General features: G+C 70.1%; 22 protein-coding genes. 21 read left to right on the top strand and 1 reads right to left on the bottom strand.

Annotated elements, in window-relative coordinates; all coding sequences use genetic code 11:
* The 3 genes from AC1D2K_RS03040 to AC1D2K_RS03050 form a co-directional block, all read left to right on the top strand.
* The coding region (locus tag AC1D2K_RS03040; protein ID WP_478086217.1) for an NAD-dependent succinate-semialdehyde dehydrogenase at window positions 1–1433 on the top strand (1433 nt) is incomplete at its 5' end.
* Between the two features lie 15 nt (window positions 1434–1448).
* On the top strand, window positions 1449–2249 hold the full coding sequence (gene hpaI / locus AC1D2K_RS03045; protein WP_478086218.1) for a 4-hydroxy-2-oxoheptanedioate aldolase: 801 nt from the start codon (window positions 1449–1451) through the stop codon (window positions 2247–2249).
* Window positions 2250–2270: 21 nt separating this feature from the next.
* Window positions 2271–3347 carry a tartrate dehydrogenase gene (locus AC1D2K_RS03050; protein ID WP_478086219.1) on the top strand — a complete coding sequence of 359 codons (1077 nt, stop codon included), beginning with the start codon at window positions 2271–2273 and terminating at the stop codon, window positions 3345–3347.
* A 77-nt stretch (window positions 3348–3424) separates the two neighbouring features.
* On the opposite strand, the gene AC1D2K_RS03055 is transcribed toward AC1D2K_RS03050, so the two are convergent.
* Window positions 3425–3604, bottom strand: coding sequence for a hypothetical protein (locus AC1D2K_RS03055; RefSeq protein WP_478086221.1), 180 nt, complete (start codon window positions 3602–3604; stop codon window positions 3425–3427).
* 633 nt (window positions 3605–4237) lie between these two features.
* Between AC1D2K_RS03055 and AC1D2K_RS03060 the strand changes: the two genes are divergently transcribed.
* The 18 genes from AC1D2K_RS03060 (at window position 4238) to AC1D2K_RS03145 (ending at window position 20880) form a co-directional block, all read left to right on the top strand.
* Window positions 4238–5311 (top strand): sigma 54-interacting transcriptional regulator, encoded by a 1074-nt coding sequence (locus AC1D2K_RS03060; protein WP_478086222.1) that lies wholly within the window; start codon window positions 4238–4240, stop codon window positions 5309–5311.
* Between the two features lie 306 nt (window positions 5312–5617).
* On the top strand, window positions 5618–5917 hold the full coding sequence (locus AC1D2K_RS03065) for a hypothetical protein (protein ID WP_478086223.1): 300 nt from the start codon (window positions 5618–5620) through the stop codon (window positions 5915–5917).
* An 18-nt stretch (window positions 5918–5935) separates the two neighbouring features.
* Window positions 5936–7585 (top strand): phage tail sheath family protein, encoded by a 1650-nt coding sequence (locus AC1D2K_RS03070; RefSeq protein WP_478086225.1) that lies wholly within the window; start codon window positions 5936–5938, stop codon window positions 7583–7585.
* Between the two features lie 15 nt (window positions 7586–7600).
* Window positions 7601–8125, top strand: a complete 525-nt coding sequence (locus tag AC1D2K_RS03075; protein ID WP_478086227.1) for a phage tail protein — start codon at window positions 7601–7603, stop codon at window positions 8123–8125.
* Window positions 8126–8148: 23 nt separating this feature from the next.
* Window positions 8149–8859, top strand: a complete 711-nt coding sequence (locus AC1D2K_RS03080; protein WP_478086228.1) for a hypothetical protein — start codon at window positions 8149–8151, stop codon at window positions 8857–8859.
* Window positions 8856–9587 (top strand): hypothetical protein, encoded by a 732-nt coding sequence (locus tag AC1D2K_RS03085; RefSeq protein WP_478086229.1) that lies wholly within the window; start codon window positions 8856–8858, stop codon window positions 9585–9587. Before AC1D2K_RS03080 ends, AC1D2K_RS03085 begins: the two co-directional genes overlap by 4 nt.
* On the top strand, window positions 9584–10921 hold the full coding sequence (locus tag AC1D2K_RS03090; protein WP_478086231.1) for a Pvc16 family protein: 1338 nt from the start codon (window positions 9584–9586) through the stop codon (window positions 10919–10921). The genes AC1D2K_RS03085 and AC1D2K_RS03090 overlap by 4 nt, the downstream gene beginning before the upstream one ends.
* On the top strand, window positions 10918–12840 hold the full coding sequence (locus tag AC1D2K_RS03095; protein ID WP_478086232.1) for an ATP-binding protein: 1923 nt from the start codon (window positions 10918–10920) through the stop codon (window positions 12838–12840). Before AC1D2K_RS03090 ends, AC1D2K_RS03095 begins: the two co-directional genes overlap by 4 nt.
* A gap of 79 nt (window positions 12841–12919) precedes the next feature.
* Complete coding sequence (locus AC1D2K_RS03100) at window positions 12920–13198, top strand: hypothetical protein (protein ID WP_478086233.1); 279 nt, start codon at window positions 12920–12922, stop codon at window positions 13196–13198.
* Window positions 13195–15021 carry an eCIS core domain-containing protein gene (locus AC1D2K_RS03105; RefSeq protein WP_478086234.1) on the top strand — a complete coding sequence of 609 codons (1827 nt, stop codon included), beginning with the start codon at window positions 13195–13197 and terminating at the stop codon, window positions 15019–15021. Before AC1D2K_RS03100 ends, AC1D2K_RS03105 begins: the two co-directional genes overlap by 4 nt.
* An 8-nt stretch (window positions 15022–15029) precedes the next feature.
* Window positions 15030–16508, top strand: coding sequence for an eCIS core domain-containing protein (locus AC1D2K_RS03110; RefSeq protein ID WP_478086236.1), 1479 nt, complete (start codon window positions 15030–15032; stop codon window positions 16506–16508).
* A gap of 10 nt (window positions 16509–16518) precedes the next feature.
* Window positions 16519–16641 (top strand): hypothetical protein, encoded by a 123-nt coding sequence (locus tag AC1D2K_RS03115; protein WP_478086237.1) that lies wholly within the window; start codon window positions 16519–16521, stop codon window positions 16639–16641.
* A 10-nt stretch (window positions 16642–16651) separates the two neighbouring features.
* Window positions 16652–17866 carry an eCIS core domain-containing M35 family metalloendopeptidase gene (locus tag AC1D2K_RS03120; RefSeq protein ID WP_478086238.1) on the top strand — a complete coding sequence of 405 codons (1215 nt, stop codon included), beginning with the start codon at window positions 16652–16654 and terminating at the stop codon, window positions 17864–17866.
* Window positions 17863–18522 (top strand): CIS tube protein, encoded by a 660-nt coding sequence (locus tag AC1D2K_RS03125; protein ID WP_478086239.1) that lies wholly within the window; start codon window positions 17863–17865, stop codon window positions 18520–18522. The genes AC1D2K_RS03120 and AC1D2K_RS03125 overlap by 4 nt, the downstream gene beginning before the upstream one ends.
* Window positions 18522–18896, top strand: coding sequence for a LysM domain-containing protein (locus AC1D2K_RS03130; RefSeq protein WP_478086241.1), 375 nt, complete (start codon window positions 18522–18524; stop codon window positions 18894–18896). Before AC1D2K_RS03125 ends, AC1D2K_RS03130 begins: the two co-directional genes overlap by 1 nt.
* Window positions 18886–20025: a hypothetical protein gene (locus AC1D2K_RS03135; RefSeq protein WP_478086243.1), complete on the top strand. Its 1140-nt coding sequence runs from the start codon at window positions 18886–18888 to the stop codon at window positions 20023–20025. Before AC1D2K_RS03130 ends, AC1D2K_RS03135 begins: the two co-directional genes overlap by 11 nt.
* A 13-nt stretch (window positions 20026–20038) precedes the next feature.
* Window positions 20039–20548: a phage baseplate assembly protein V gene (locus AC1D2K_RS03140; RefSeq protein ID WP_478086245.1), complete on the top strand. Its 510-nt coding sequence runs from the start codon at window positions 20039–20041 to the stop codon at window positions 20546–20548.
* Between the two features lie 11 nt (window positions 20549–20559).
* The gene (locus tag AC1D2K_RS03145; protein WP_478086246.1) at window positions 20560–20880 is read left to right on the top strand and encodes a hypothetical protein; all 321 of its coding nucleotides are present in this window, start codon (window positions 20560–20562) and stop codon (window positions 20878–20880) included.

A 20880-nucleotide genomic window follows, 5' to 3' on the forward strand; every position in this document is an offset into this window, starting at 1 on the left:
GTGCCAACTACATCGCAGGCCAATGGTGTGAAGCCACCGGCGGCAAGCTCGACGTCACCGACCCGGCCACCGGCGCGCTGATCGCGCAGGTGCCCGATTCGGGCGCCGCAGAAGCGCGCGCGGCCGCCGACGCTGCACACCAGGCCTTTGCCACGTGGCGCAAGGTCCCGGCCAAGCAACGCGCCCAGATCATCAAGCGCTGGAACGATCTGGTCATGGCGAACCTGGACGACCTGGGCACGCTCATCTCGCTCGAGCAGGGCAAGCCGCTGGCCGAAGGCAAGGGCGAGGTCGCCTATGCGGCAAGCTACATCGAATGGTTCGCCGAGGAAGCCACCCGCATGAACGGCGAGATCATCCCCGCGCCGGTGCCGGGTCGGCGCATGTTTGCCATGAAGGAGCCGGTGGGCGTGGTCGCGGCGATCACGCCATGGAACTTCCCGGCCGCGATGATCGCACGCAAGATTGCCCCCGCGCTCGCCGCCGGTTGCACCGTCGTCTGCAAGCCGGCCGAAGACACGCCGCTCACGTCGCTCGCGCTCGTGAGGCTGGCAGAGGAAGCCGGCGTGCCCGCAGGTGTCGTCAACATCGTCACGGCCTCGCGCGAGAAGACGCCGGAAGTGGTCGACGCCTGGCTCGACGACGCGCGGGTGCGCAAGATCACCTTCACCGGCTCGACACCGGTGGGCAAGCACCTGGCGAGGCGCTCCGCCGATACGCTCAAGAAGCTCTCGCTCGAACTCGGCGGCAACGCGCCCTTCATCGTGTTCGAGGACGCGGATCTCGATGCCGCCGTGGAGGGTCTCATGGCCTCCAAGTTCCGCAACGGCGGCCAGACCTGCGTCTGCCCGAACCGGATTTTCGTGCAGGGCAAGGTGCATGACGCCTTCGCCGACAAACTGGCAGCGCGCGTCGGCGCCCTCCAGGTCGGGCCGGCCAGTGACCCGGCCTCGCAGATCGGGCCGATGATCAATGCACGCGCGGTCGAGAAGATCGAGCGCCATGTTCAGGATGCGGTGTCTCGCGGGGCGAAGGTGCTGGCCGGCGGCGAGCGTCTGCCGCGGCTTGGCATGCACTACTTCGCACCCACCGTCCTGGTGGGCGCCGACTCGACCATGGCCTGCGCGCGCGAAGAGACCTTCGGTCCGGTGGCGGCCCTGACCCGCTTCGAGACCGAGAACGAAGTGGTCGCCGCGGCCAACGACACGCCATTCGGGCTGGCCGCCTACTTCTACTCGACCGACGCGCGTCGCATCTGGCGCGTCGCGGACGCGTTGGAATCGGGCATCGTCGGCATCAACGAGGGCGCGCTGGCGGCGGAGGCCGCTCCCTTCGGCGGCGTCAAGGAATCCGGCTATGGCCGCGAAGGTTCGGTGCACGGGATCGACGACTACCTGCACACCAAGTACGTGTGCCAGGGCCAGCTCGACTGAGCGGAGCACGACGCGATGAACAACCCATTCAAGCAGGCACTCGCCGCCAGGCGAGCGCAGGTCGGTCTTTGGCTTTCTCTGGCGCAGCCCTACGCGGCGGAGGCCTGCGCCACGGCCGGATTCCAGTGGCTGCTGATCGACGGCGAACATGCGCCCAACGACGTGCGCAGCACGCTCGCCCAACTGCAGGCAGTGGCCGCCTACCCGGCGCAGCCAGTGGTGCGCGCCGTGACCGGCGACACGGCGCTCATCAAGCAACTGCTCGACATCGGCGCGCAGAACCTGCTCGTCCCGATGGTGGACACGCCGGAGCAGGCGAAGGCACTGGTGGCCGCGACGCGCTATCCGCCCGAGGGGATACGCGGCGTCGGTGCCGCCGTGGCGCGCGCTTCGCGCTGGGGAGCACGGCGCGACTACCTCGGCGCCGCCAACGACGAGGTCTGCCTGCTGGTGCAGGCGGAGACAAGGACGGCGCTGGCCAATCTGCCATCCATCTGCGCGGTCGATGGCGTCGACGGTGTGTTCATCGGGCCCGCCGACCTCGCCGCCTCGATGGGCCATCGCGGTGCGCCCGGCCACCCCGAGGTGCAGGCGGCAATCGACCACGCCATCCGAACCATCGTCGCCAGCGGCAAGGCCGCCGGCACCCTCACCGGCGACGCCAAGCTGGCCCGCCACTACCTGGAACTCGGCGCCACCTTCGTCGCCGTCGGCATCGACGTGACGCTGATGGTCCAGGGCGCGCGCCGCCTGGCAGGCGATTTTGGGCTGGGTACCGAAAGCGCGATGAGCGCGGCCGGCGGCGCGGCTTACTGAACTTCAACCAGAGAAAGCATCATGGGCACGAGCCACAAGAAGACACTGAAGATCGCCAGCATTCCTGGCGACGGCATCGGCAAGGAGGTCATGCCCGAGGGCCATCGGGTGCTGGAGAAGGCCGCGAGCCGATTCGGCTTCGACCTGCAGTTCACGAACATCGAGTGGGCAAGTTGCGACTACTACCGGCAGCATGGAGACATGATGCCCACGGACTGGAAGTCACAGCTCCAAGCGCAGGATGCCATCTATTTCGGCGCGGTCGGCTGGCCCGACACCGTCCCCGATCATGTGTCGCTGTGGGGCTCGTTGCTGAAGTTTCGCCGCGAGTTCGACCAATACATCAACCTGCGCCCCGCGCGCCTGTTCGAAGGCGTGCCGTGTCCCCTCGCCGGGCGCAAGGCCGGTGACATCGACTTCTACATCGTGCGCGAGAACACCGAAGGCGAGTACACCAACCTCGGCGGGATCATGTACGAGGGTACCGAGCGTGAGATCGTCGTGCAGGAGACGGTGATGAGCCGCTTCGGCACCGACCGCGTGCTCAGGTACGCCTATGAGCTCGCGCAGTCACGCCCCCGCAAGCACCTGACCGTGGCAACGAAGAGCAACGGGATCGCCATCAGCATGCCCTGGTGGGACGGTCGCGCCGACGCCGTGGGCCAGGGCTTTCCCGATGTGAAGGTGGACAAGCAGCACATCGACATCCTCACGGCGCGCTTCGTGCTGCAACCCCAGCGCTTCGATGTGGTGGTGGCGAGCAACCTGTTCGGGGACATCCTGTCCGACCTGGGGCCGGCCTGCACCGGCACGATCGGACTGGCGCCGTCAGCCAACCTGAACCCGGAGCGGAAATTCCCGTCGCTGTTCGAACCCGTCCACGGTTCGGCGCCCGACATCTACGGCAAGGGCATCGCCAATCCGATCGCGATGATCTGGTCGGGCGCACTGATGCTGGATTTCCTCGGTGAGCGCGAGGCGCACGACGCGATTCTCGCGGCCATCGAGAAGGTGCTCAGGGACGGGCCGCGCACCGGCGATCTCGGTGGCAAGGCCACCACGCTGGAAATGGGAAAAGCAATCGCCGAGCTCATATAGGAGGCACGTCCGCGAACTGGTGCCCGCGGGCCGCCGCCGACGAAAGCGCAGCCTGCGGGACCGTGATTCGTTGCCGCTTACTCGGTCGGCTTGAAGTCCGCGAGCTTGACCCGCTCTGCCCATGCGGCTCGTTCCGCCTGGATCCGCTGGGTGTAGTCCTCGGATTGCTTCTCCGGCACCGAGTACCCCAGTTCTTTCATGGCCTCCCGATAGCCGCCCTCCACCTTCGCGCGGTTGGTGCATACGACCGGTGTCAACAAGGCGCTGCTGCATCGTTCCGCCCGTGGGCTCAAGCTTTTGATGGCCCATCGTTTCCTTTGTCATCGAGCCCTTCGTGGGGCAAGAACGCAAGGTCGCTTCGCATCGACCTTGCAAAGATGCGGCGAAGGCCGCGCATCGCGCAGTCGAAAGTTTTAACTTCTTCATTCGTCCGTCATGTCCGCGAGTCTGGCTGGGATGTTCATCGTTCAGCGTCTTCTCACGCCACTAGTTCGTTTGATAGATGCGCGATTCAAGCTGTCGACGGATGATGGGCGCGCTTCGTTGGATTCGCGGTGAATCGTGTCGGTGGGTCTGGTGCTGGATTCGGGATTGCAGCGAACACGATGCTGCACGGGGCAGTCAGCGCCGACGTGGTTCGCGCCACCGTGTGGGGTCACGCGGCGTTGGCGGGTCCTTGCGCTACCGAGGCCCGGGACCTTGCGCACCGGTCCGCCATGGCCATGCGAGGGAACATAGGCGTGTGCTGTCCAAAGTCATGACATGTGGCCGACCACTCGATCCGGGAGGACGCGAACACACCACAGGCTTGTCTTGGCCCGCGAAGGATTCCGCCAATCTGTGAGCGACTCCGGGATTGGCCAGGGCAACAGATGGAGGAGGGAAACCGAATGCACACCAACAACTCTTCATGCCCGGAGACGGTAGCTTGTTCGGAAGACGAGGGCTGCAACGACGCTGGCGCGGCGCTGGCGCAGAATCTTGTCGGCCACAGCCCTCGCTTTCGCGAAGCCATGGAGCTGGTGAAGCTGTACGCTGCATGGAACGCGCCGCTGCTCATCGCCGGCGAAACCGGCACCGGCAAGGAGTTGGTCGCGCGCGCCGTTCACTACCAGAGCCAGCGCCGGCACCGCCCTTTCATCCCGGTCAACTGCGCAACGCTGCCCGACACGCTGGTCGAGAGTGAGTTGTTCGGCCACACCCGCGGCGCCTTCACCGACGCCAGTCATGCGCGCCAAGGACTGGTACACCTCGCCGAGGGCGGGACGCTGTTCCTGGATGAGATGGAAGCGCTGTCGCCACGCGGACAGGGCGTGCTGCTGCGCTTCCTGCAGGACTCCAGCTACCGCGCGCTGGGCGGCAGCCAGTTGCACCACGCAGACGTGCGCATCGTCGCGGCCTCCAACGTCGACCTGCATGAGAAGGCGGCGGCACGCAGCTTCCGCGACGACCTGCTGTACCGGCTGGACGCCTTTCGCGTCAATCTGCCGCCGCTGCGCGAGCGGCTTGACGACCTGGCCCTGCTGGTGCCGCATCTGCTGGCCAAGGCGGCGCGGCAGACCAGTGGTTTGGCACGTCGTATCAGCGATCAGGGACTGGCATTGCTGCGTGCCTACGAATGGCCGGGCAATGTGCGCCAGCTGGAACACGTGCTGCTCAAGGCCCACGTGGTCTGCCAAGGGCTCGAGGTCGGGCTGGCCGACCTGCAGCGATGCGCGCCCGAACTGGCCCAGGTCGACGTCGCCGCCGTGCACGCCGCCGGCACGCTCGGGCATTCGCTGCGCGCGGCCAAGCGCGCGGCAGCCGACCTGGTCGAGCGCGAATTCATCGAGGACTGGCTGTCACGCACCGACGGCAACATCAGCGAGGCCGCGCGGCTGACTGGCATCGAACGAGCTTCGCTGAGCCGTCTTGTCAAGAAATACGGCGTCAAGGCACAAGCGCACTCGATCGGCAGCGCTTAGGCCCGCTTCCCCTCCCCTCCCCGCTCCCGCATCCATCCACCCACCGGTGGAAGGAGACTGCGTACCGCTCGCGCGCACCATGTCAACGCTCGCACACCCGTGTCGGCTCCGACACACCCCGCGATCGCTGCGGACGACGCTCGGGGAACGGGGCGCGCAGTGGCCCGAGGCGCGACGAAGCCTGTGCTTTCGAATGCACAGCGACGTCAAAGCCCTCGCAACAAAGCCCAATCAAATCAAGTACTTGCACTCGCGATGCGGATGGCACGCTTGCTGCAAGTAGCAGCGCGTGGGGGGTGCTCTCGGATGGCCCGGCGCGACGACATCGATGCGGTGACGGAAGCGATCGCAGACCTGCGCCGCTACATGCGTGCGCATCCGCGGGCCTGCGACACGATCGCGGGCATCGCAGCCTGGTGGTTGCAGCCGCGGATGGTGTGGTCTTCGCCCGATGTCGTCGGTGCGGCACTGGTCGCACTGGTGGGCAATGGTGAGGTCGAGTGCGTCTGCGGTCCGGACGGCCAGACGGTGTACCGCGCCGCCCGCCCGGCGGGCGGGCAGCGAGGGATTGCAGGTGGAGCCGCCAGGCTCTTGATCGTCAATTGATGATGAATTGGGGGATGTATGCCCAGTGCCCTGAGTTACCCAGGCGTCTACGTGGAGGAAGTGCCCAGCGGCGTGCGCACCCTGACCGGTGTGGCCACGTCGATCACGGCCTTCGTCGGCCGGGCCGCCTCCGGCCCTACCGGCGAACCCGTGATGCTGACGAGCTTCGCAGACTACGAGCGCCGGTTCGGCGGCCTGGTCGCGGACTGTCCCATGTCCTATGCGGTGCGCGACTTCTACATGAACGGCGGCGCGCTGGCGCTGGTGGTGCGGGTCGTCGGCACGGCGGCTCCGCCTGCGCCACCCGGGCCACCCGGGCCACCGCCCCCGCCCGCGCCCCCACCGGCGCCAGCCCCAGCACCAGCTGCGGCTGCTGCGGCTGCAACCCTCACGCTGCCCACGGGCCTGACGCTCACGGCCGCCAGCGTGGGCGCCTGGGGAAAGCGACTCTCGGCCAAGGTGGACTACGACACCGACAGCCTGTCTGGAACCGACACCACGCGCTTCAACCTGATCCTGCGCTTCCAGCCGCGGCAGGACCGCGACGAATACGTGTTCGAGACCATCGGCTCGGTCTCCACGACGCTCGTCAACCCGCGCTACCTGCCGCTGGTGCTGGAGCGCGAATCCACGCTGGTGCGGGCGCTGGGCGCGGTGCCGGCAGCGCGCCCGAGCCCCACGCCCAACTGGGTGGTTGCCACCGGCGGCGAAGACGGGCCGCCACTGCGCGCCGACGACGTGCTGGGCAGCGCTGCGAGCCGCACCGGCATCCACGCGCTGGCCAATGTCGACCTGTTCAACCTGCTGGTGATCCCGCCACTGGCGCGTGACACCTCTGCCCTGCCGTCCACTTACACCCCGGTGCCGGCCAACGTCTGGCAGGGCGCGCTCGCGATGTGCGTGGAACGCCGCGCGATGCTGATCGTCGACCCGGATCCCGCCTGGGGCGCCTCCGCGGCCAGCGCTGTTTCCAACGCACAGGCCGGCCGCAACGCGCTCGGCTTCAGCGGCACGGCCCCACGCAACGCGGCGCTGTACTACCCGTGCCTGCGCATGGTGGACCCGCTGCGCGACAACCGCGTCGACACCTTCATGCCCAGCGGCGCGGTGGCCGGCATCATGGCGCGCACCGACGTCGCACGCGGCGTCTGGAAGGCACCGGCCGGGCTCGACGCCGGGCTCAACGGCGTGCAGGACCTGCAGGTCAACCTGAACGACCTGCAGAACGGCCAGCTCAACCCGCTGGGCATCAACTGCCTGCGCTCCATGGGCGTGAACGGCCGCGTGGTGTGGGGCGCGCGCACCCTGCGCGGTGCCGATGCCAGCGCGGACGAATACAAGTACGTGCCGGTCCGGCGGCTCGCGCTCTTCCTCGAAGAAAGCCTGTACCGCGGCACGCAGTGGGTGGTGTTCGAGCCCAACGACGAGCCGCTGTGGGCGCAGGTGCGCCTGAACCTGGGCGCCTTCATGCAGGGCCTGTTCCGCCAGGGCGCCTTCCAGGGCAACTCGCCGCGCGACGCCTACTTCGTCAAGTGCGACAGCCAGACCACCACGCAAGCCGACATCAACCTGGGCGTGCTGAACGTGATCGTCGGCTTCGCGCCGCTCAAGCCGGCCGAGTTCGTCGTCATCAAGATCCAGCAGATGGCCGGCCAGATTCCAACCTGATCGAGGAAGAACGACATGGCACAGTTCAGCGTCAACGCCACCCGCTTCGACCCCTACAAGAACTTCAAATTCCGCGTCAAGTGGGACGGCCGCTACGTGGCCGGCATCTCCAAGGTCGGCGCGCTCAAGCGCAGCACCGAGCCGGTGGAGCACCGCGAGGGCGGCGACCCGTCGTCCACGCGCAAGTCGCCGGGCCGCACCAAGTTCGAGGCCATCACGCTGGAGCGCGGCGTCACCCACGACGTCGAGTTCGAACGCTGGGCCAACAAGGTCTGGAACTTCGGCTCCGGGCTGGGTGCCGAGGTGTCGTTGGCCAACTTCCGCAAGGACCTGATCATCGAGGTCTACAACGAGGCCGGTCAGCTCGCCATCGCCTACAAGGTGTTCCGCTGCTGGGTGTCGGAATACCAGGCGCTGCCGGACCTGGATGCCAACGCCAACGCCGTCGCGATCCAGACCCTGAAGCTCGAGAACGAGGGCTGGGAGCGTGACTACGACGTGGTCGAACCCTCCGAGCCCACCTTCAACGAGCCCGCCTGAACGACCCCGCACGGAAGGCGACGATGCGCGCGCTGGCCGGCTCCGAACTGCTGTCGCTGTGGGAGCGCGGCGTCAGCCGCCATGCCCTGGACCGCAGCGCGCTGCTGGCAGCCGCTGCCCGGCCCGACTGGCCTGCCGATGGCATCGTCGACCTGCCGTTGGGCGAGGTCAACGCCAGTTTGCTGGCGCTGCGTGCGGCCTGCTTCGGCCCGCAGATCGACGGACATGCAGACTGCCCGCGTTGCGGCCAACGGCTGGCGTTTGCGCTGGACGCGCGCGAGTTGCTTGCATCCGTCCCTGACAGCGATTCGACCTCGTGCGACGTCGAGGTCGCCGGCTTGCGCCTGCGTGCGCCCAGCCTGCGCGACCTGGCGGCCGTGGCGGCCGAGGCGGATGCCGAACGCGCAGCGCGCCAGTTGCTGGCGCGCTGCACCTTGGCCGGCGATGCCGCGCAGGTGGACGATGCGATGTTGCAGGCCGTCGAAGAACGGCTGGATGCGTTGGACCCGCAGGCCGACTTGGCGCTGGCCCTGCAGTGCGTGGCCTGCGGCCATGCGGACCTGGTGCAGGTGGACGCCGGCCAGCTGCTGTGGGACGAGATCGAGGTGCGCGCGCAGGTGCTGCTGCACGAGGTGCATCAGTTGGCCAGCGCCTACGGTTGGAGCGAGGCGCAGATCCTGGCGCTGACGCCGGCGCGACGGGCCGGTTACCTGGCCATGGCGGGGGCTGCATGACAGGCCTGCTGCACCGCCTGGCCGCACGCGCCGCCGGCACGGGCTGGACAGTGCGATCGGACGTGCGCCTGCCGTTCGGTGCGGCCGGCTTGGAACAGGCGCAGGACCAGGCACCCCCGCTGGTGGATGCGGCTGCGCCCGAAAGCCGCGCGCCAGGTCGGCTTCGACCCGAATCGGCCGTTTCCGCCGCAGCCGTCCCACGACAAGCCGTGGCGCCACGCGCGCAAATCCCGGTCGTCGCAGCTGAACCCGGGCGGCCGCAGCCCGCGGCCGCAGCTGCGATGCCGCAGCCGCAGTTGCCTCAGGCCCATCAGTCCCCGTCGCCGCTCATGCCGGCGGCCACGGCACCGCCGAGGCATGCGCCCGACGCGTCCGCTGTTGCGGGCAAGGCCTCGGGCATCCCGTCTCTCGCGCTCCTCCACACGCCCGCGCGCACGCAGTCACCGCCGCCCCGGTCCCACCACGAAGACCCTGCGCCGCTGTTGCCGACCCGGCCGAGCACCGGAGGCCACGCTGCGCCCCTGGCCCAGACCGTGCGGAGCCCGGCAGCCTTCGCCCTCCGGCCGGCACCGCAGTCCGTCGCCAACCAAGAGACCGAAGTCCACATCCACATCGGCCGCATCGACGTGACGGCTCTGCACGAAGCGCCCCGCCCCAAGGCCCGGCCGCGCGAGCGCACCCAGCCGGTGTCGCTCGACGCCTACCTCGCCGCGAGGAGCAAGCCATGAGCACGGCCCTGGCCATCGCCGGCGTCAGCGCCGTGCTGCGCGACCTGCTCAACGACGGGCTGGTCAACCGCAACGTCACCGGCGTGCTGGGCTCCAGCGTCACCGTCAGCCTGCTGGCGCCCGACCGCGTGGTGCCCACCGGTGGCACCGAGGCCTCGCAGCTCAACCTGTTCCTGTATGGCGTGGCGCCCAACAGCGGGTGGCGCAACGAAGCCCTGCCCTCGCGCGATGGCGCCGGCCGCGCACGGCTCACGAACCCACCGCTGGCGCTGGATCTGCACTACCTGCTCTCGGCCTACAGCGCGGGCGAGCTGCATGCCGAGATCCTGCTGGGCTATGCCATGCAGCTGCTGCACGAGACGCCGGTGCTCACGCGCGAGGCCATCCGCACGGCGCTCAACCCTTCGCCCGCCACCGGCGCCACCTTGCCGCCGGCGCTGCGCGCGCTGTCCGACTCGGGCCTGGCCGAACAGGTGGAACTCATCAAGATCGCGCCGCAGCACCTGAACAACGAAGAGATGTCCAAGCTCTGGACCGCGACACAAAGCCATCTGCGCCCCAGCATGGCCTACAGCGCCTCGGTGGTGCTGATCCAGGCCCAGCGCCCGGCGCGCACGCCGCTGCCAGTGCTCACGCGCGGCCGCATCGACGCGGGCACCGGACGCGAGACCGGCATCGCCGTGCAGTCGAGCCTGCGGCCCGGCGTGCCGGTGCTCGTGAGTGCCGTGCCGCCATTGGGCCAGCCGGTGGCGGCCATCGGCGACACCGTGGCGCTTTCGGGCAGCCTGCTGGACGGCAGCCAGCGCGAAGCCTGGCTGCGCAACGACCGCTTCGACATCACACGGATGCTGCCGGTGTTGGCCGAGGCGCCCGACCGCCCCGCCGCGACCGTGGCCGCCTTCTCGCTGGCCGGCCAGCAGGCCGAGCTGCCGGCCGGCGTGTACCGCGTGAGCGTGCGCCTGACCAGGCCCGATGCGCAGAACGAGGACCGGCTGCACGAGACCCACCCGCTGCTGCTGACACTGGCGCCGCGCATCACCAACCTGCCGCAGACCGTGGCGCGCGCGGGCAACGGCTCGGCCAGCGTCACGATCCAGTTCACGCCGGACCTGCACGCAGGCCAGCGCGCTGTCCTGGTGCTGGGCGCGGCCGAAGTCCCGCCGCAAACGGCCGGTGCCACACCGAATTCGCTGGTCTTCGTGATCCCCAACGCGGCCGTCGGCGTGCACCTGGCGCGGCTGCGCATCGACGACATCGACAGTCCCATCATCGACATGGACTTCGAGCCGCCGGAGTTGCCACGCTTTCTGGACCGCACCGTGGAGATCACGTGAACGCACCCGACCGCCTGTTCGACTGGAGCGGCGCCAACCAGCGCGTGCTGGTGGCGGAGTTCGCGCGGCTGGCTGCCCTGCTGGGCGAAGGCACACAGGATGCGGTCGAGGCCGAAGCCGCCGCGCTGCGCGCTGCCATGCCGGTACCGGCCGCGATCGACACGCTGTGCTCGCTGTTCGGGCTCAGCGCGTTCGAGCGCGACCTGCTGCTGCTGGTGGCCGGCGTCGAGATGGACGCGCGCATCGCCGCGCTGTGCGCCGATGCCAACGGCCAGACGCATCGTCCCTGGGCCAGCTTCGGGTTGGCGCTGGCCGTGCTGCCGCAGCCCCACTGGAGCGCCATCGCGCCGCACGAAGCGCTGCGCCGCTGGCGCCTGCTGGAGATCGACGAAACCACCGGCATCAGCGGCGGACGGCTTCGCATGGACGAGCGCGTGCTGCACTTCATCGCCGGGCTGAACGCGCTGGACCATCGTCTTCATGCGCTGCTTCAGCCGCAGCCGCCTGCAGGCGTCATGGGGCGGGACCAAAGGTCCGCGGTCGCGCAATTGCTGGCTCGGTTGCGCGGCACCGCCGGCCGCCTGCCCGCCGTCGTGCTCGACGGCGACGATGCCGCCGGCCAGCTTGACGTGGCCGTCGCCGTCGCCGCCGGACTGGGCGCCGGCCTGTACCGGCTGCGCACGGTGGACCTGCCCGTGGCCGCCGCCGAGCAGGCGGCCTTCGCCACGCTGTGGTCGCGCGAAGCCGCGCTGCTGGGCTGCGGCCTGTTGATCCACTGCGAGGAGCACGAGGCACTGGGGGCCGTGACGCGCCTGCTGGAACGGATGGACGGCCTCGTCTTCGTCATCGGACACGAGTTGGCGCTGGACGGCACGCCGCAGTGGCGCCAGCACATCGCGCGACCCGAGGCCCCTGAACGCCTGCAGCTATGGCAGACCGCACTGGCCGGCAAGGCTGCGGCGCTGGGAACGGTGGTCGACACGCTGGCCACCCAGTACCGGCTCGGCGCGCGCCGCATCGAGCAAATTGCCGCGCAGGCACGCGGCGACGATCCGGCTGCCGACGCCGCCGCGCTGCACGAGGCCAGCCGAGGCCCCGCCCATGGCATGCCCGGCCTCGCCCAGCGCATCGATGCGCGGGCGCGCGGTTCTGACCTGGTGCTGCCCGAGGCCCAGCAGGCCGTGCTGCGCCAGATCGCCAGCCACGCGCGCCACCGGCTCACGGTGCATCACCAATGGGGCTTCGCCGCCCAGAGCGCGCGCGGGCTGGGCATCGCCACGCTGTTCTGGGGCGACAGTGGCACCGGCAAGACGCTGGCCGCCGAAGTCATCGCCTCCGAACTCGGCCTGGCGCTCTACCGCATCGACCTGTCGGCCGTGGTCAGCAAGTACATCGGCGAGACCGAGAAGAACCTGCGCAAGGTCTTCGACGCCGCCGAGGAAGCCGGTGCCATCCTTCTGTTCGACGAGGCCGACGCGCTGTTCGGCAAGCGCAGCGAGGTGAAGGACAGCCATGACCGCTACGCCAACATCGAGGTCGGCTACCTGCTTCAGCGCATGGAGGCCTATGGCGGYCTGGCGATCCTGACGACCAACCACAAGGCGGCGCTGGACAGCGCGTTCCAGCGCCGACTGCGCTTCGTCGTGCACTTCCCCTTCCCGGACCAGGCGCAGCGCGAGGGCATCTGGCGGGCCGTGTTCCCGGCCGGCGCACCGCTGGACGCGGACATCGACTTCACCAAGCTGGCGCGGCTGAACGTGGCCGGCGGCACCATCCGGAACATCGCGCTGGCGGCTGCCTTCCTGGCCGCCGAGGCCGGCACGCCCATCGGCATGGCCACGCTGCTGCAGGCCGCGCAACTGGATGCGGCCAAGCGCGACAAGCCGTATTCGGATGCGGAAACGCGGGGGTGGGCATGAGAGCGTTCCCCCACCTGGGCAGCAGTCGACCGTCGGGCGGCACGGCCTGCAACCCCTGGGCAGCGCCCGAGGTGTGGCCATGAGGCGCATCGTGCTGCACATCGACCGGCTGGTGCTGCGCGGGGTGGACCGCGGCGACGCCGCCGCCGTCTCCGCCGCGCTGCAGGCCGAACTGCAGAGCCTGCTGGGTCCGGGCGGCGCCGGCACGCTGGCCACGCAGCGCAGCATGCACGCGCTGCAGGCCGGCCGGGTGCACCTGCCGCAGGGCGCGGATGCCCCTGCCCTGGGCCGGGCGGTCGCCGCGCGCGTCGCGGGCGTGCCCGGTCCGGCCAAGCCGCCGGGCGGAGGCCCCTCATGAACACGGCCCTCGCACTCGCCGCACCGCAGGCCCAGCCGCGCCGGCGCGCTGTGCTCCAGCGCAAGTGCGCCTGCGGCCAGGCGGCCTCCAACCTGGGGCCGAAGTGCGAGGACTGCCAGCGTCGCCAGTTGTTCGGCATCGGGCCCGCGGCCCTTCCCGACGCGGGCGCACCGGGCGATTTCGGGCCCGGGCAGCCGCTGGACGGCACGACGCGCCGCTTCTTCGAAAGCCGCTTCGGCCACGGCTTCGGCGACGTGCGCATTCATGCCGGCGACAGCGCCGCGGCCACGGCCCGCGCGCAGAACGCCCACGCCTTCGCCAGCGGGGGCGACATCGTGTTCGCGCGCGGCCGCTACGACCCGGCTTCGCCAGCCGGCCAACGCCTGCTGGCGCACGAGCTGACCCATGTGGTGCAGCAGCGCACGGCGTTGGCCGCGGCCACGCCATCAGGCGACGCGGACCCGGCCGAGCAGGAGGCCGAATACAACGCCGCGCGGCTGCACACGGCCCAGCCCCTGTTCGCCGTGCAGCGCGCGCCGGCGCTGGCGCGGCAGGCGGCCGGTGCAACCACCGTCACGGTGGACGCACCGACGGGGCCGCCCGGCTGCACGCTGGACCAGCACCATGCCATCGAACCCGCGGTGCATGGCGCTCAGAGCCGGCTGCAGCGCACGCTGAACCGGCTGGATGCCTACATCGCCGCTCCGGCCGATGCCGCCAACCAGGCGGTGGCCGCCGCGCTGACGCGGCATTTCCGACGCGCAGACCCCGCACTGGCGGGCACGGTGCGCCAACGCATCGCCGGCATCCGCACCGACATGGTCACGCGCGATCCCTTCCCGGTCGAATGCCACGACGCCGGCGACGCCTCCTGCGCCAACAGCGGCGCCTACGTGCGCAACGACAGCGAACTGGTGTTCTGCCCCGCGTTCTTCACCGGCAGTCTGCCCTGGCGCATCGAGGCGCTGACACACGAGATGGCGCATGCGCTGGCCGGACTGGACATCAGCGACCGCGCCTACCGCAACGACCGCCTGCTGCCGCAGCTGAGCACGGCCGAGGCGCTGGACAATGCCGAGTCCTACACGATGTTCGTGAGCGAAGTCGATAGCGGGCGCCCGGTGCAGGGCGCGCCACCGCAAGACCGGACGCAGGACTGCTCGAGCCGCAATGCGCCGCTGGTGCGCCAGGCCATCGCGCGCGCGCAGCGCTGGAACCGCGACGCCGAGGTCATCGCCAACGACCCGGACCAGGCCATGCTGAACGCCAGCGCGCCGTTCTTCACCACGCACCTGGGCAATGCCACGCCGGCCACGCGCAACACGGCGCGGCGCGTGCTCGGCAGCATGGTGGTGCGCCTGCGCTCCAGCCTGGACGTGCGCTGCGACAACACACCCGCGGCCGAATGCGGTGCCAGCCGGCATGCCTACAAGGGCGCGACCACCAGTGCCGGCGAAGGCGCGCTCACGGGCATGGGCATCGGCGCGGGGGTCGGCCTGGCCGGCGGCTTGGGCGGCGCCATCGGCCTGTGGGCCACCGGCGCGGGAGCCCTGGCCGGCCTCGGCGTGCTGGCGCTGGGTGGCCTGATCGGCATGGCCCTGGGCGCGGCGATCGGCGCCATCGTCGGCGCGGCGACCGCGCGCGACCAGATCCGCCTGTGCCCCAGTTGGGCCGGACTGCCCAGCATCGAGGACCGCACCGAGGCGCTGCTGGCCGCGGCCTACGAGACCTATGGCGGTCTGGACGCTGCCCAGGCGGCCCGCCACGCGGCGTTCGCGCGGGCCGTGCACCAGAACTGGTGGCCGGCGCCGCCGGCCATCTGAGACCCGCCATGGACACGCGCCGCCAACTCCTGCCCGCCAGCCGCACCGACGTGGCGCATGTGGCCGTGCGTCCGCAGGCTGCCCGCCCGCCCGAAGAGGCCGGAGTGGCCCTGCCGGCACCGCTGCGCGAAGGCGCGCAACGGCGCTTCGGCGCGGACTTCAGCGCCGTGCGCATCCATGCTGGCCCCGGCGCGGCCGCCTCGGCCCGGGCGATGGGTGCGGCCGCCTACACGCTCGGTCGCGACATCGTCTTCGGCGCCGGCCGCTGGCAACCGCAACACGCGGCCGGCCAGCGCCTGCTGGCACACGAACTGGCGCATGTGCTGCAGCAGTCGCGCGGCGGCTCCGCCACGGGCGACGCCGAGGCCCGCGCCGATGGCGCGGCCGACCAGTTGCTGCAGGGGCGCTCCGTGGCGGCCCACGGCCTGGGCGGCGCGCCGCCGGCGCCGCAGGCCCAACCCGAGGCCGCGGCCGACGCCTTCTCGCCGGTCGAGAGCGCGCCCTTGCCGCTGTTCGGCGTGCTGCCGCAGACGCTGACCGCCGTGGCGCTCGAGCCCGGCGAGCCCCTCACCAAGGACAACCCCAAGCTCGCGCAGATCGCCGCCGCCAGCCGCGCCCAGCCCGAGGCGCGCGTGCGGCTTTCGGCCAGCCTGACCGAGGGCAGCCAGAGCAGCAGCGCGCGCCAGGACAGCGAGCGCGCGCAATTGAACAGCCGCATGCGCCAGGTGCGCGACGCACTGCGCCAGTTGGGCGTGGACGCGGCCAGCGTGGACCTGGAGTCGGCCACCGCGTTCTCGGCCTCGGCCCATGGCCAGGTCGAGGTGGCGGTGCGCAAGAGCGGCGCGCAGCCCTTGCCCTTGCGGCCGCCCAACCCCGGCATCGGGCCCGAGCTGCCGCCCGAACAGCCGGCCGCCGGCCCGTCGCTGAACCTCGATTTCGAATTCGGCCCAGTCAAGGTGTCGCTGCCCAAGGAGGTGCGCGCCAAGCTGCCGTTCGCGCTGCGCAAGGGCTACAAGCTCACGCTCGACCTGTCGTACGAGGTGCCGGCCAAGTTCGGCCTGCAGATCATGCTGGACGGTCTGCCCCACGTTCGCGTGGGACTCAAGGGCGGGGCCGAGGTCGAACCCAAGAGCGGCGCGGCCGTGGCCTCTGGCGGCCTCGTGATCGAGACCACATCCACCATCTGCAACGCCGCAGATCCCGGCGAGACGCGCGAGAAGATCAAGACGGCCGGCGAGAAGCTCAACAAGGCCGCGCGCGAGTTCGAGACCGCGGTGCCGGACGACAAGCTGGGCAAGGCGATCGACATTGCCAGCGCCATCGGCGAGATCTACGGCGCTGTGGAGGAGGCCAAGGCCAAGTGCAAGCAGGTGCCGCGCGTGAGCGTGGAGTTCGGCGCCAGGAAGGTGCTGGCCCCGGGCGACGAGACCGACCCCACCAAGCGGCCGTCGGACTACGTCGGCGGCACCTTCACCTGGCATTTCTGAGCGCATCACCATGAAAGCCGTCAATGCCAAGTTCCCGCAGCCCGACGTGTTCTTCGGCGTCTCGGACGACCTGGCCGAGTCGGCCGGGTCCAAAGCCGAGGCGCTCAAGGTCGTCTCCGCCCTCAAGCCCTGAAAGGCGCGCCATGCCACTGCACCGCCCTGCCTCCCGCAAGCCAGCGTCCCGGTCCCCAGGACCGGCCCTGCGCCTGCAGCGAAAGTGCGCCTGCGGCGCCGCGGCCGGACTGGCCGGCAGCTGTCCGGACTGCGCGCGCAAGAAGATCCTGGGGCTGCAGACCCAGCTGGCCGTCGGCGCTGCCGACGATGTCTACGAGCGCGAGGCGGACCGCGTGGCGCAGCAGGTGCGGGTCGGCCCGGCCTCGCCTGGCGTGGACGGCCGGGCGACGCCGCGAATCCAGCGCCTGAGCGCGGCGCCCGACGCCGGTGCCATGGAGACACCGGTCAGTGTGGACGAGACGCTGGCCGCGCCCGGCAGCGCGCTGGAACCCGGCCTGCGCCAGGACATGGAAGGGCGCCTCGGCCACGACTTCTCGCAAGTGCGCGTGCATGCGGACGCACGTGCCGACGCCTCGGCGCGCGAGGTGCAGGCCAATGCCTACACCGCAGGCCGGCACATCGCGTTCGCGGCCGGGCGCTACGCGCCACAGACCGCCGAGGGACGGGGCCTGCTGGCGCACGAGCTGACCCACGTGGTGCAGCAGGCGGGCGGGCAGGCCCAGGGGCTGCAGCGCGACACGAAGGACAAGACGCCGCCACCGGCCAAGGTCGTGCCGCCAGTGGAGCCGAACAAGACGCAGAAGAAGCTGATCGACGACGCCCGCCGTGCTGCCGCGATCCGCACGCAGCGCGCCCTGTTCCGCGCCAGCGGCGTCGAGGGCACCGAGGCGCTCATGGAAGCCAAGGCGCTGGCGCGCATCAAGTTCGACTGGGCCGACCCCAACATGGAGCAGATCAGCGACGTGCTGCGCGGCATGGGCGGTGGCGTCGGCACGGCCGACATCAAGGTGGCCGGCCCGGGCGATCCGGAATGCGGCACCCGCGCGGGCTATGTGCGCGGCTTTCGCCAGCCCATCGTGCTGTGCGCGGCCTTCTCCGCCAAGGGCACCACGGACGAGAGCCGCATCCGCACCCTGATCCACGAGATGGCGCACTTGCAGCGCGTCGGCAACGCCGACGGCACGGAAAGCTACTTCCCCATCTTTGACTGCGAGTCGCCCGGCGTCTTCGAATCGGCCGACGCGTGGGCCAACTACGTCCATTGCCTGTCGGGCGAAAAGCCCGATGCCAATGTCGTGCCGCGCTCCAAGCCCGGCGGCGCCAAGCCTGGGAAGAAGAAATGACCGGCTTCTCCAACTCCCCCCAACTCATCAAGGGCGGCCTGGTCCTGATCGACCCCGAGTCGGCCAAGGTGCAGCGCGTGATCTCGCTGCAATACAACGCCGATTCGCTGACCCGCAAGCTGCAGGCCCAGACCACCGGCGGCGACGCTGCCGACCGCGCCGAGCCCACGCGCTTCAAGGGTCCGCCGGTGGAGACCATCAGCTTCGAAGCCGACATCGACGCCACCGACCAGCTCGAGTTCCCGGACCAGAACGCCAGCACCATTGCCCATGGCATCGCGCCCCAGCTCGCGGTGCTGGAGTCGCTGCTGTCTCCGGGCTCGACCCAGTTGCAGCGGGTGGACAGCCAGGCCAACTCCGGCACGCTGGAGATTGCGCCCATGCTGGCGCCGCTGATCCTCTTCGTCTGGGGCAAGAGCCGCATCGTGCCGGTGAAGTTGGCCGACTTCTCGATCACCGAGGAAGCCTTCGACCCCGCACTCAACCCGATCCGCGCCAAGGTCTCGTTCAGCCTGCGCGTGCTGTCGGTGGACGACCTGGGCTTCTCGTCCAAGGGCGGGTCGCTGTTCATGACCTATCTGCAGGGCAAGGAGAAGCTGGCGGCCAAGGTGCAGCCAGTGTCGTTCTCCACGCTCGGCATTGGAGGAATCTCGTGATGGTCGATCCGATCCAGGCCTTCATGCAGGCCAACGGCCTGGCGCAACCGGCCTTCGCGCCCGACRGCCGCTACCACGGCCTGCCGCTCGCGCAGGCCACCTTGCCGGATGGCCGCCAGGTGGTGTTCGTCACGCGGCGCTTCCTGCCGCCGACGGAGAACTTCGCGCGGCTCGCCACGGCCACCATCGTGGCCGGCGACCGGCTCGACACCCTGGCCGCGCAGCACCTGGGCGCGGCCGAGCAGAACTGGCGCCTGGCCGACGCCAATGGCGCGATGCTGCCCGAAGCGCTGGTGGCCGAGGTCGGCCGCCCACTGGCCATCACGCTGCCAGAGGGCGTGCCCGCCCCGCCCGGAGCAGGAGATGTTCGCTAAGGGCATCCAGCTCACATTGATGATCGGCCCCATCGTGCCGATCCCGGTGCCGCGCGTGGTGACCGACGCGCTCGAGAGTGTGGAAGTGCGAACCGCCACCGGCAGCGCGAGCGGATTCCAGCTCAAGTTCTCGATCAGCGCGCGCTCGGAACTCAACACCATCTTCCTCCTGGCCGGCGTCAACTCGACGCCCGTCACGCCGGCACTTCGCGTGCTGCTGGTGATGACGCTCAACGGCCAGCCGCAGCCGCTGTTCGACGGCGTGATGACCAACGTGCAGGTGCAGCCCGGCGGCCAGGGCCAGCCCGGCAGCCTGGTCGTGACCGGCGAGGACGTGACCAAGGCGATGGACAAGCAGGACTGGAGCGGCCTGCCCTTCCCCGCCGTGCCGGTGGAAGGGCGCGTGGCGCTGCTGTGCGCCAAATACGCGCCCTTCGGCCTCATCCCCATGATCATCCCGGTGCTGTTCCCGGACGTGCAGATCCCAGTCGACAAGATTCCGGCGCAGCAGGGCACCGACCTGGCCTACATCCAGGAACTGGCGCGCCAGGTGGGCTATGTGTTCTATGTCGAGCCGGGTTCGACGCCGGGCACCAACATCGCCTACTTCGGGCCCGAGTTGAAGGTGGGTGTGCCGCAGCCGGCGCTCAACGTCGACATGGACGCGCTGACGAATGTCGAGTCGCTCAGCTTCAGCTTCGAACCCGAGAAGGGCGTGCTGCCCATCGTGTTCATCCAGAACCAGCTCACCCGCGTCCCGATCCCGATTCCGATCCCCAACCTGAACCCGTTGCAGCCGCCGCTGGGCGCGCTGCCCACCTCGCTTTCCAACATCAAGTTCATGAAGGACACGGCCAAGATGAGCCCGATGCGGGCGATCTCGGCCGGCCTCGCGGAAGCCGCCAAGTCGCAGGACTCGGTGAGCGGCAGCGGCACGCTGGACGTGCTGCGCTACGGCCGGCCACTCAAGGCGCGCGGCCTGGTCGGCGTGCGCGGCGTGGGCATCGCCTACGACGGGCTGTACTACGTCAACAGCGTCACCAGCACCTTGAAGCGCGGCGAGTTCAAGCAGCGCTTCGAGCTCACGCGCAACGGGCTGGTGTCGATCACGCCCAAGGTCCCCGTCTGAAGGAGCAGCGAAAGTGCCCGAGAAGTTCTACGGCAAGTACCGCGGCATGGTGCTCAACAACATCGACCCGATGCAGATGGGCCGGCTGATGGTGCAGGTGCCCGACGTCGGCGGCGTGATGCCGTCCACCTGGGCCATGSCCTGCGTGCCGGTGGCCGGCATCCAGAACGGCATGTTCGCGCTGCCGATGATCGGCTCGGGCGTGTGGATCGAGTACGAGCAGGGCGACATCGACCACCCGATCTGGGTCGGCTGCTTCTGGGGTAGCGCAGCCGAGGTGCCGGCGCTGGCGCGGCTGACGCCACCGGCCGTGCAGGCCATCACCATGCAGACGCCGCTGCAGAACGGCCTGACCATCAGCGACCTGCCCGGCCCCAGCGGCGGGATCATGCTCAAGAGCGCGACCGGTGCCACCTTGATCGTCAACGACACCGGCATCTACATCCAGAACGGCAAGGGCGCGTCCATCGTGATGACCGGTCCCACGGTCACGATCAACGCCGGCGCCCTCACCATCGTCTAGGAGCGCCAAGCATGTCCGGCCCCCTCCTCCACCTCGGCGCTACCGTCCTGTGCGCGCATGGCGGCCAGGCCACGCCCAGCGCGCCGGTGCCGCGCGTGCTGGTTTCGGGACAGCCGGTGACGACGCAGGCCGCGCCCTACCTGGTGGCCGGCTGCGCCTTCTCGCCGCCGCAGGGCAACGGGCCCTGCGTGACGGCGCAATGGATCGTGGCGGCCACCCGGGTCTTCGCCGCCGGCCAGCCGGTGCTGCTGATGAGCAGCCAGGCCATCTGCGCGCCCACCGGCACGCCCTTGATGCCGGTGGCGGCGCAGACCCGTGTCATAGGGATGTGA

It is taken from the genome of Variovorax sp. P1_H12_2, from assembly GCF_056405335.1.

What these genes read in the sequence shown, in the direction of transcription:
- hpaI (WP_478086218.1), top strand. Translation starts at nt 1,449, where the DNA reads ATGAACAACCCATTCAAGCAGGCACTCGCCGCCAGGCGAGCGCAGGTC.
- AC1D2K_RS03050 (WP_478086219.1), top strand. Translation starts at nt 2,271, where the DNA reads ATGGGCACGAGCCACAAGAAGACACTGAAGATCGCCAGCATTCCTGGC.
- AC1D2K_RS03060 (WP_478086222.1), top strand. Translation starts at nt 4,238, where the DNA reads ATGCACACCAACAACTCTTCATGCCCGGAGACGGTAGCTTGTTCGGAA.
- AC1D2K_RS03065 (WP_478086223.1), top strand. Translation starts at nt 5,618, where the DNA reads ATGGCCCGGCGCGACGACATCGATGCGGTGACGGAAGCGATCGCAGAC.
- AC1D2K_RS03070 (WP_478086225.1), top strand. Translation starts at nt 5,936, where the DNA reads ATGCCCAGTGCCCTGAGTTACCCAGGCGTCTACGTGGAGGAAGTGCCC.
- AC1D2K_RS03075 (WP_478086227.1), top strand. Translation starts at nt 7,601, where the DNA reads ATGGCACAGTTCAGCGTCAACGCCACCCGCTTCGACCCCTACAAGAAC.
- AC1D2K_RS03080 (WP_478086228.1), top strand. Translation starts at nt 8,149, where the DNA reads ATGCGCGCGCTGGCCGGCTCCGAACTGCTGTCGCTGTGGGAGCGCGGC.
- AC1D2K_RS03085 (WP_478086229.1), top strand. Translation starts at nt 8,856, where the DNA reads ATGACAGGCCTGCTGCACCGCCTGGCCGCACGCGCCGCCGGCACGGGC.
- AC1D2K_RS03090 (WP_478086231.1), top strand. Translation starts at nt 9,584, where the DNA reads ATGAGCACGGCCCTGGCCATCGCCGGCGTCAGCGCCGTGCTGCGCGAC.
- AC1D2K_RS03100 (WP_478086233.1), top strand. Translation starts at nt 12,920, where the DNA reads ATGAGGCGCATCGTGCTGCACATCGACCGGCTGGTGCTGCGCGGGGTG.
- AC1D2K_RS03105 (WP_478086234.1), top strand. Translation starts at nt 13,195, where the DNA reads ATGAACACGGCCCTCGCACTCGCCGCACCGCAGGCCCAGCCGCGCCGG.
- AC1D2K_RS03110 (WP_478086236.1), top strand. Translation starts at nt 15,030, where the DNA reads ATGGACACGCGCCGCCAACTCCTGCCCGCCAGCCGCACCGACGTGGCG.
- AC1D2K_RS03115 (WP_478086237.1), top strand. Translation starts at nt 16,519, where the DNA reads ATGAAAGCCGTCAATGCCAAGTTCCCGCAGCCCGACGTGTTCTTCGGC.
- AC1D2K_RS03120 (WP_478086238.1), top strand. Translation starts at nt 16,652, where the DNA reads ATGCCACTGCACCGCCCTGCCTCCCGCAAGCCAGCGTCCCGGTCCCCA.
- AC1D2K_RS03125 (WP_478086239.1), top strand. Translation starts at nt 17,863, where the DNA reads ATGACCGGCTTCTCCAACTCCCCCCAACTCATCAAGGGCGGCCTGGTC.
- AC1D2K_RS03135 (WP_478086243.1), top strand. Translation starts at nt 18,886, where the DNA reads ATGTTCGCTAAGGGCATCCAGCTCACATTGATGATCGGCCCCATCGTG.
- AC1D2K_RS03145 (WP_478086246.1), top strand. Translation starts at nt 20,560, where the DNA reads ATGTCCGGCCCCCTCCTCCACCTCGGCGCTACCGTCCTGTGCGCGCAT.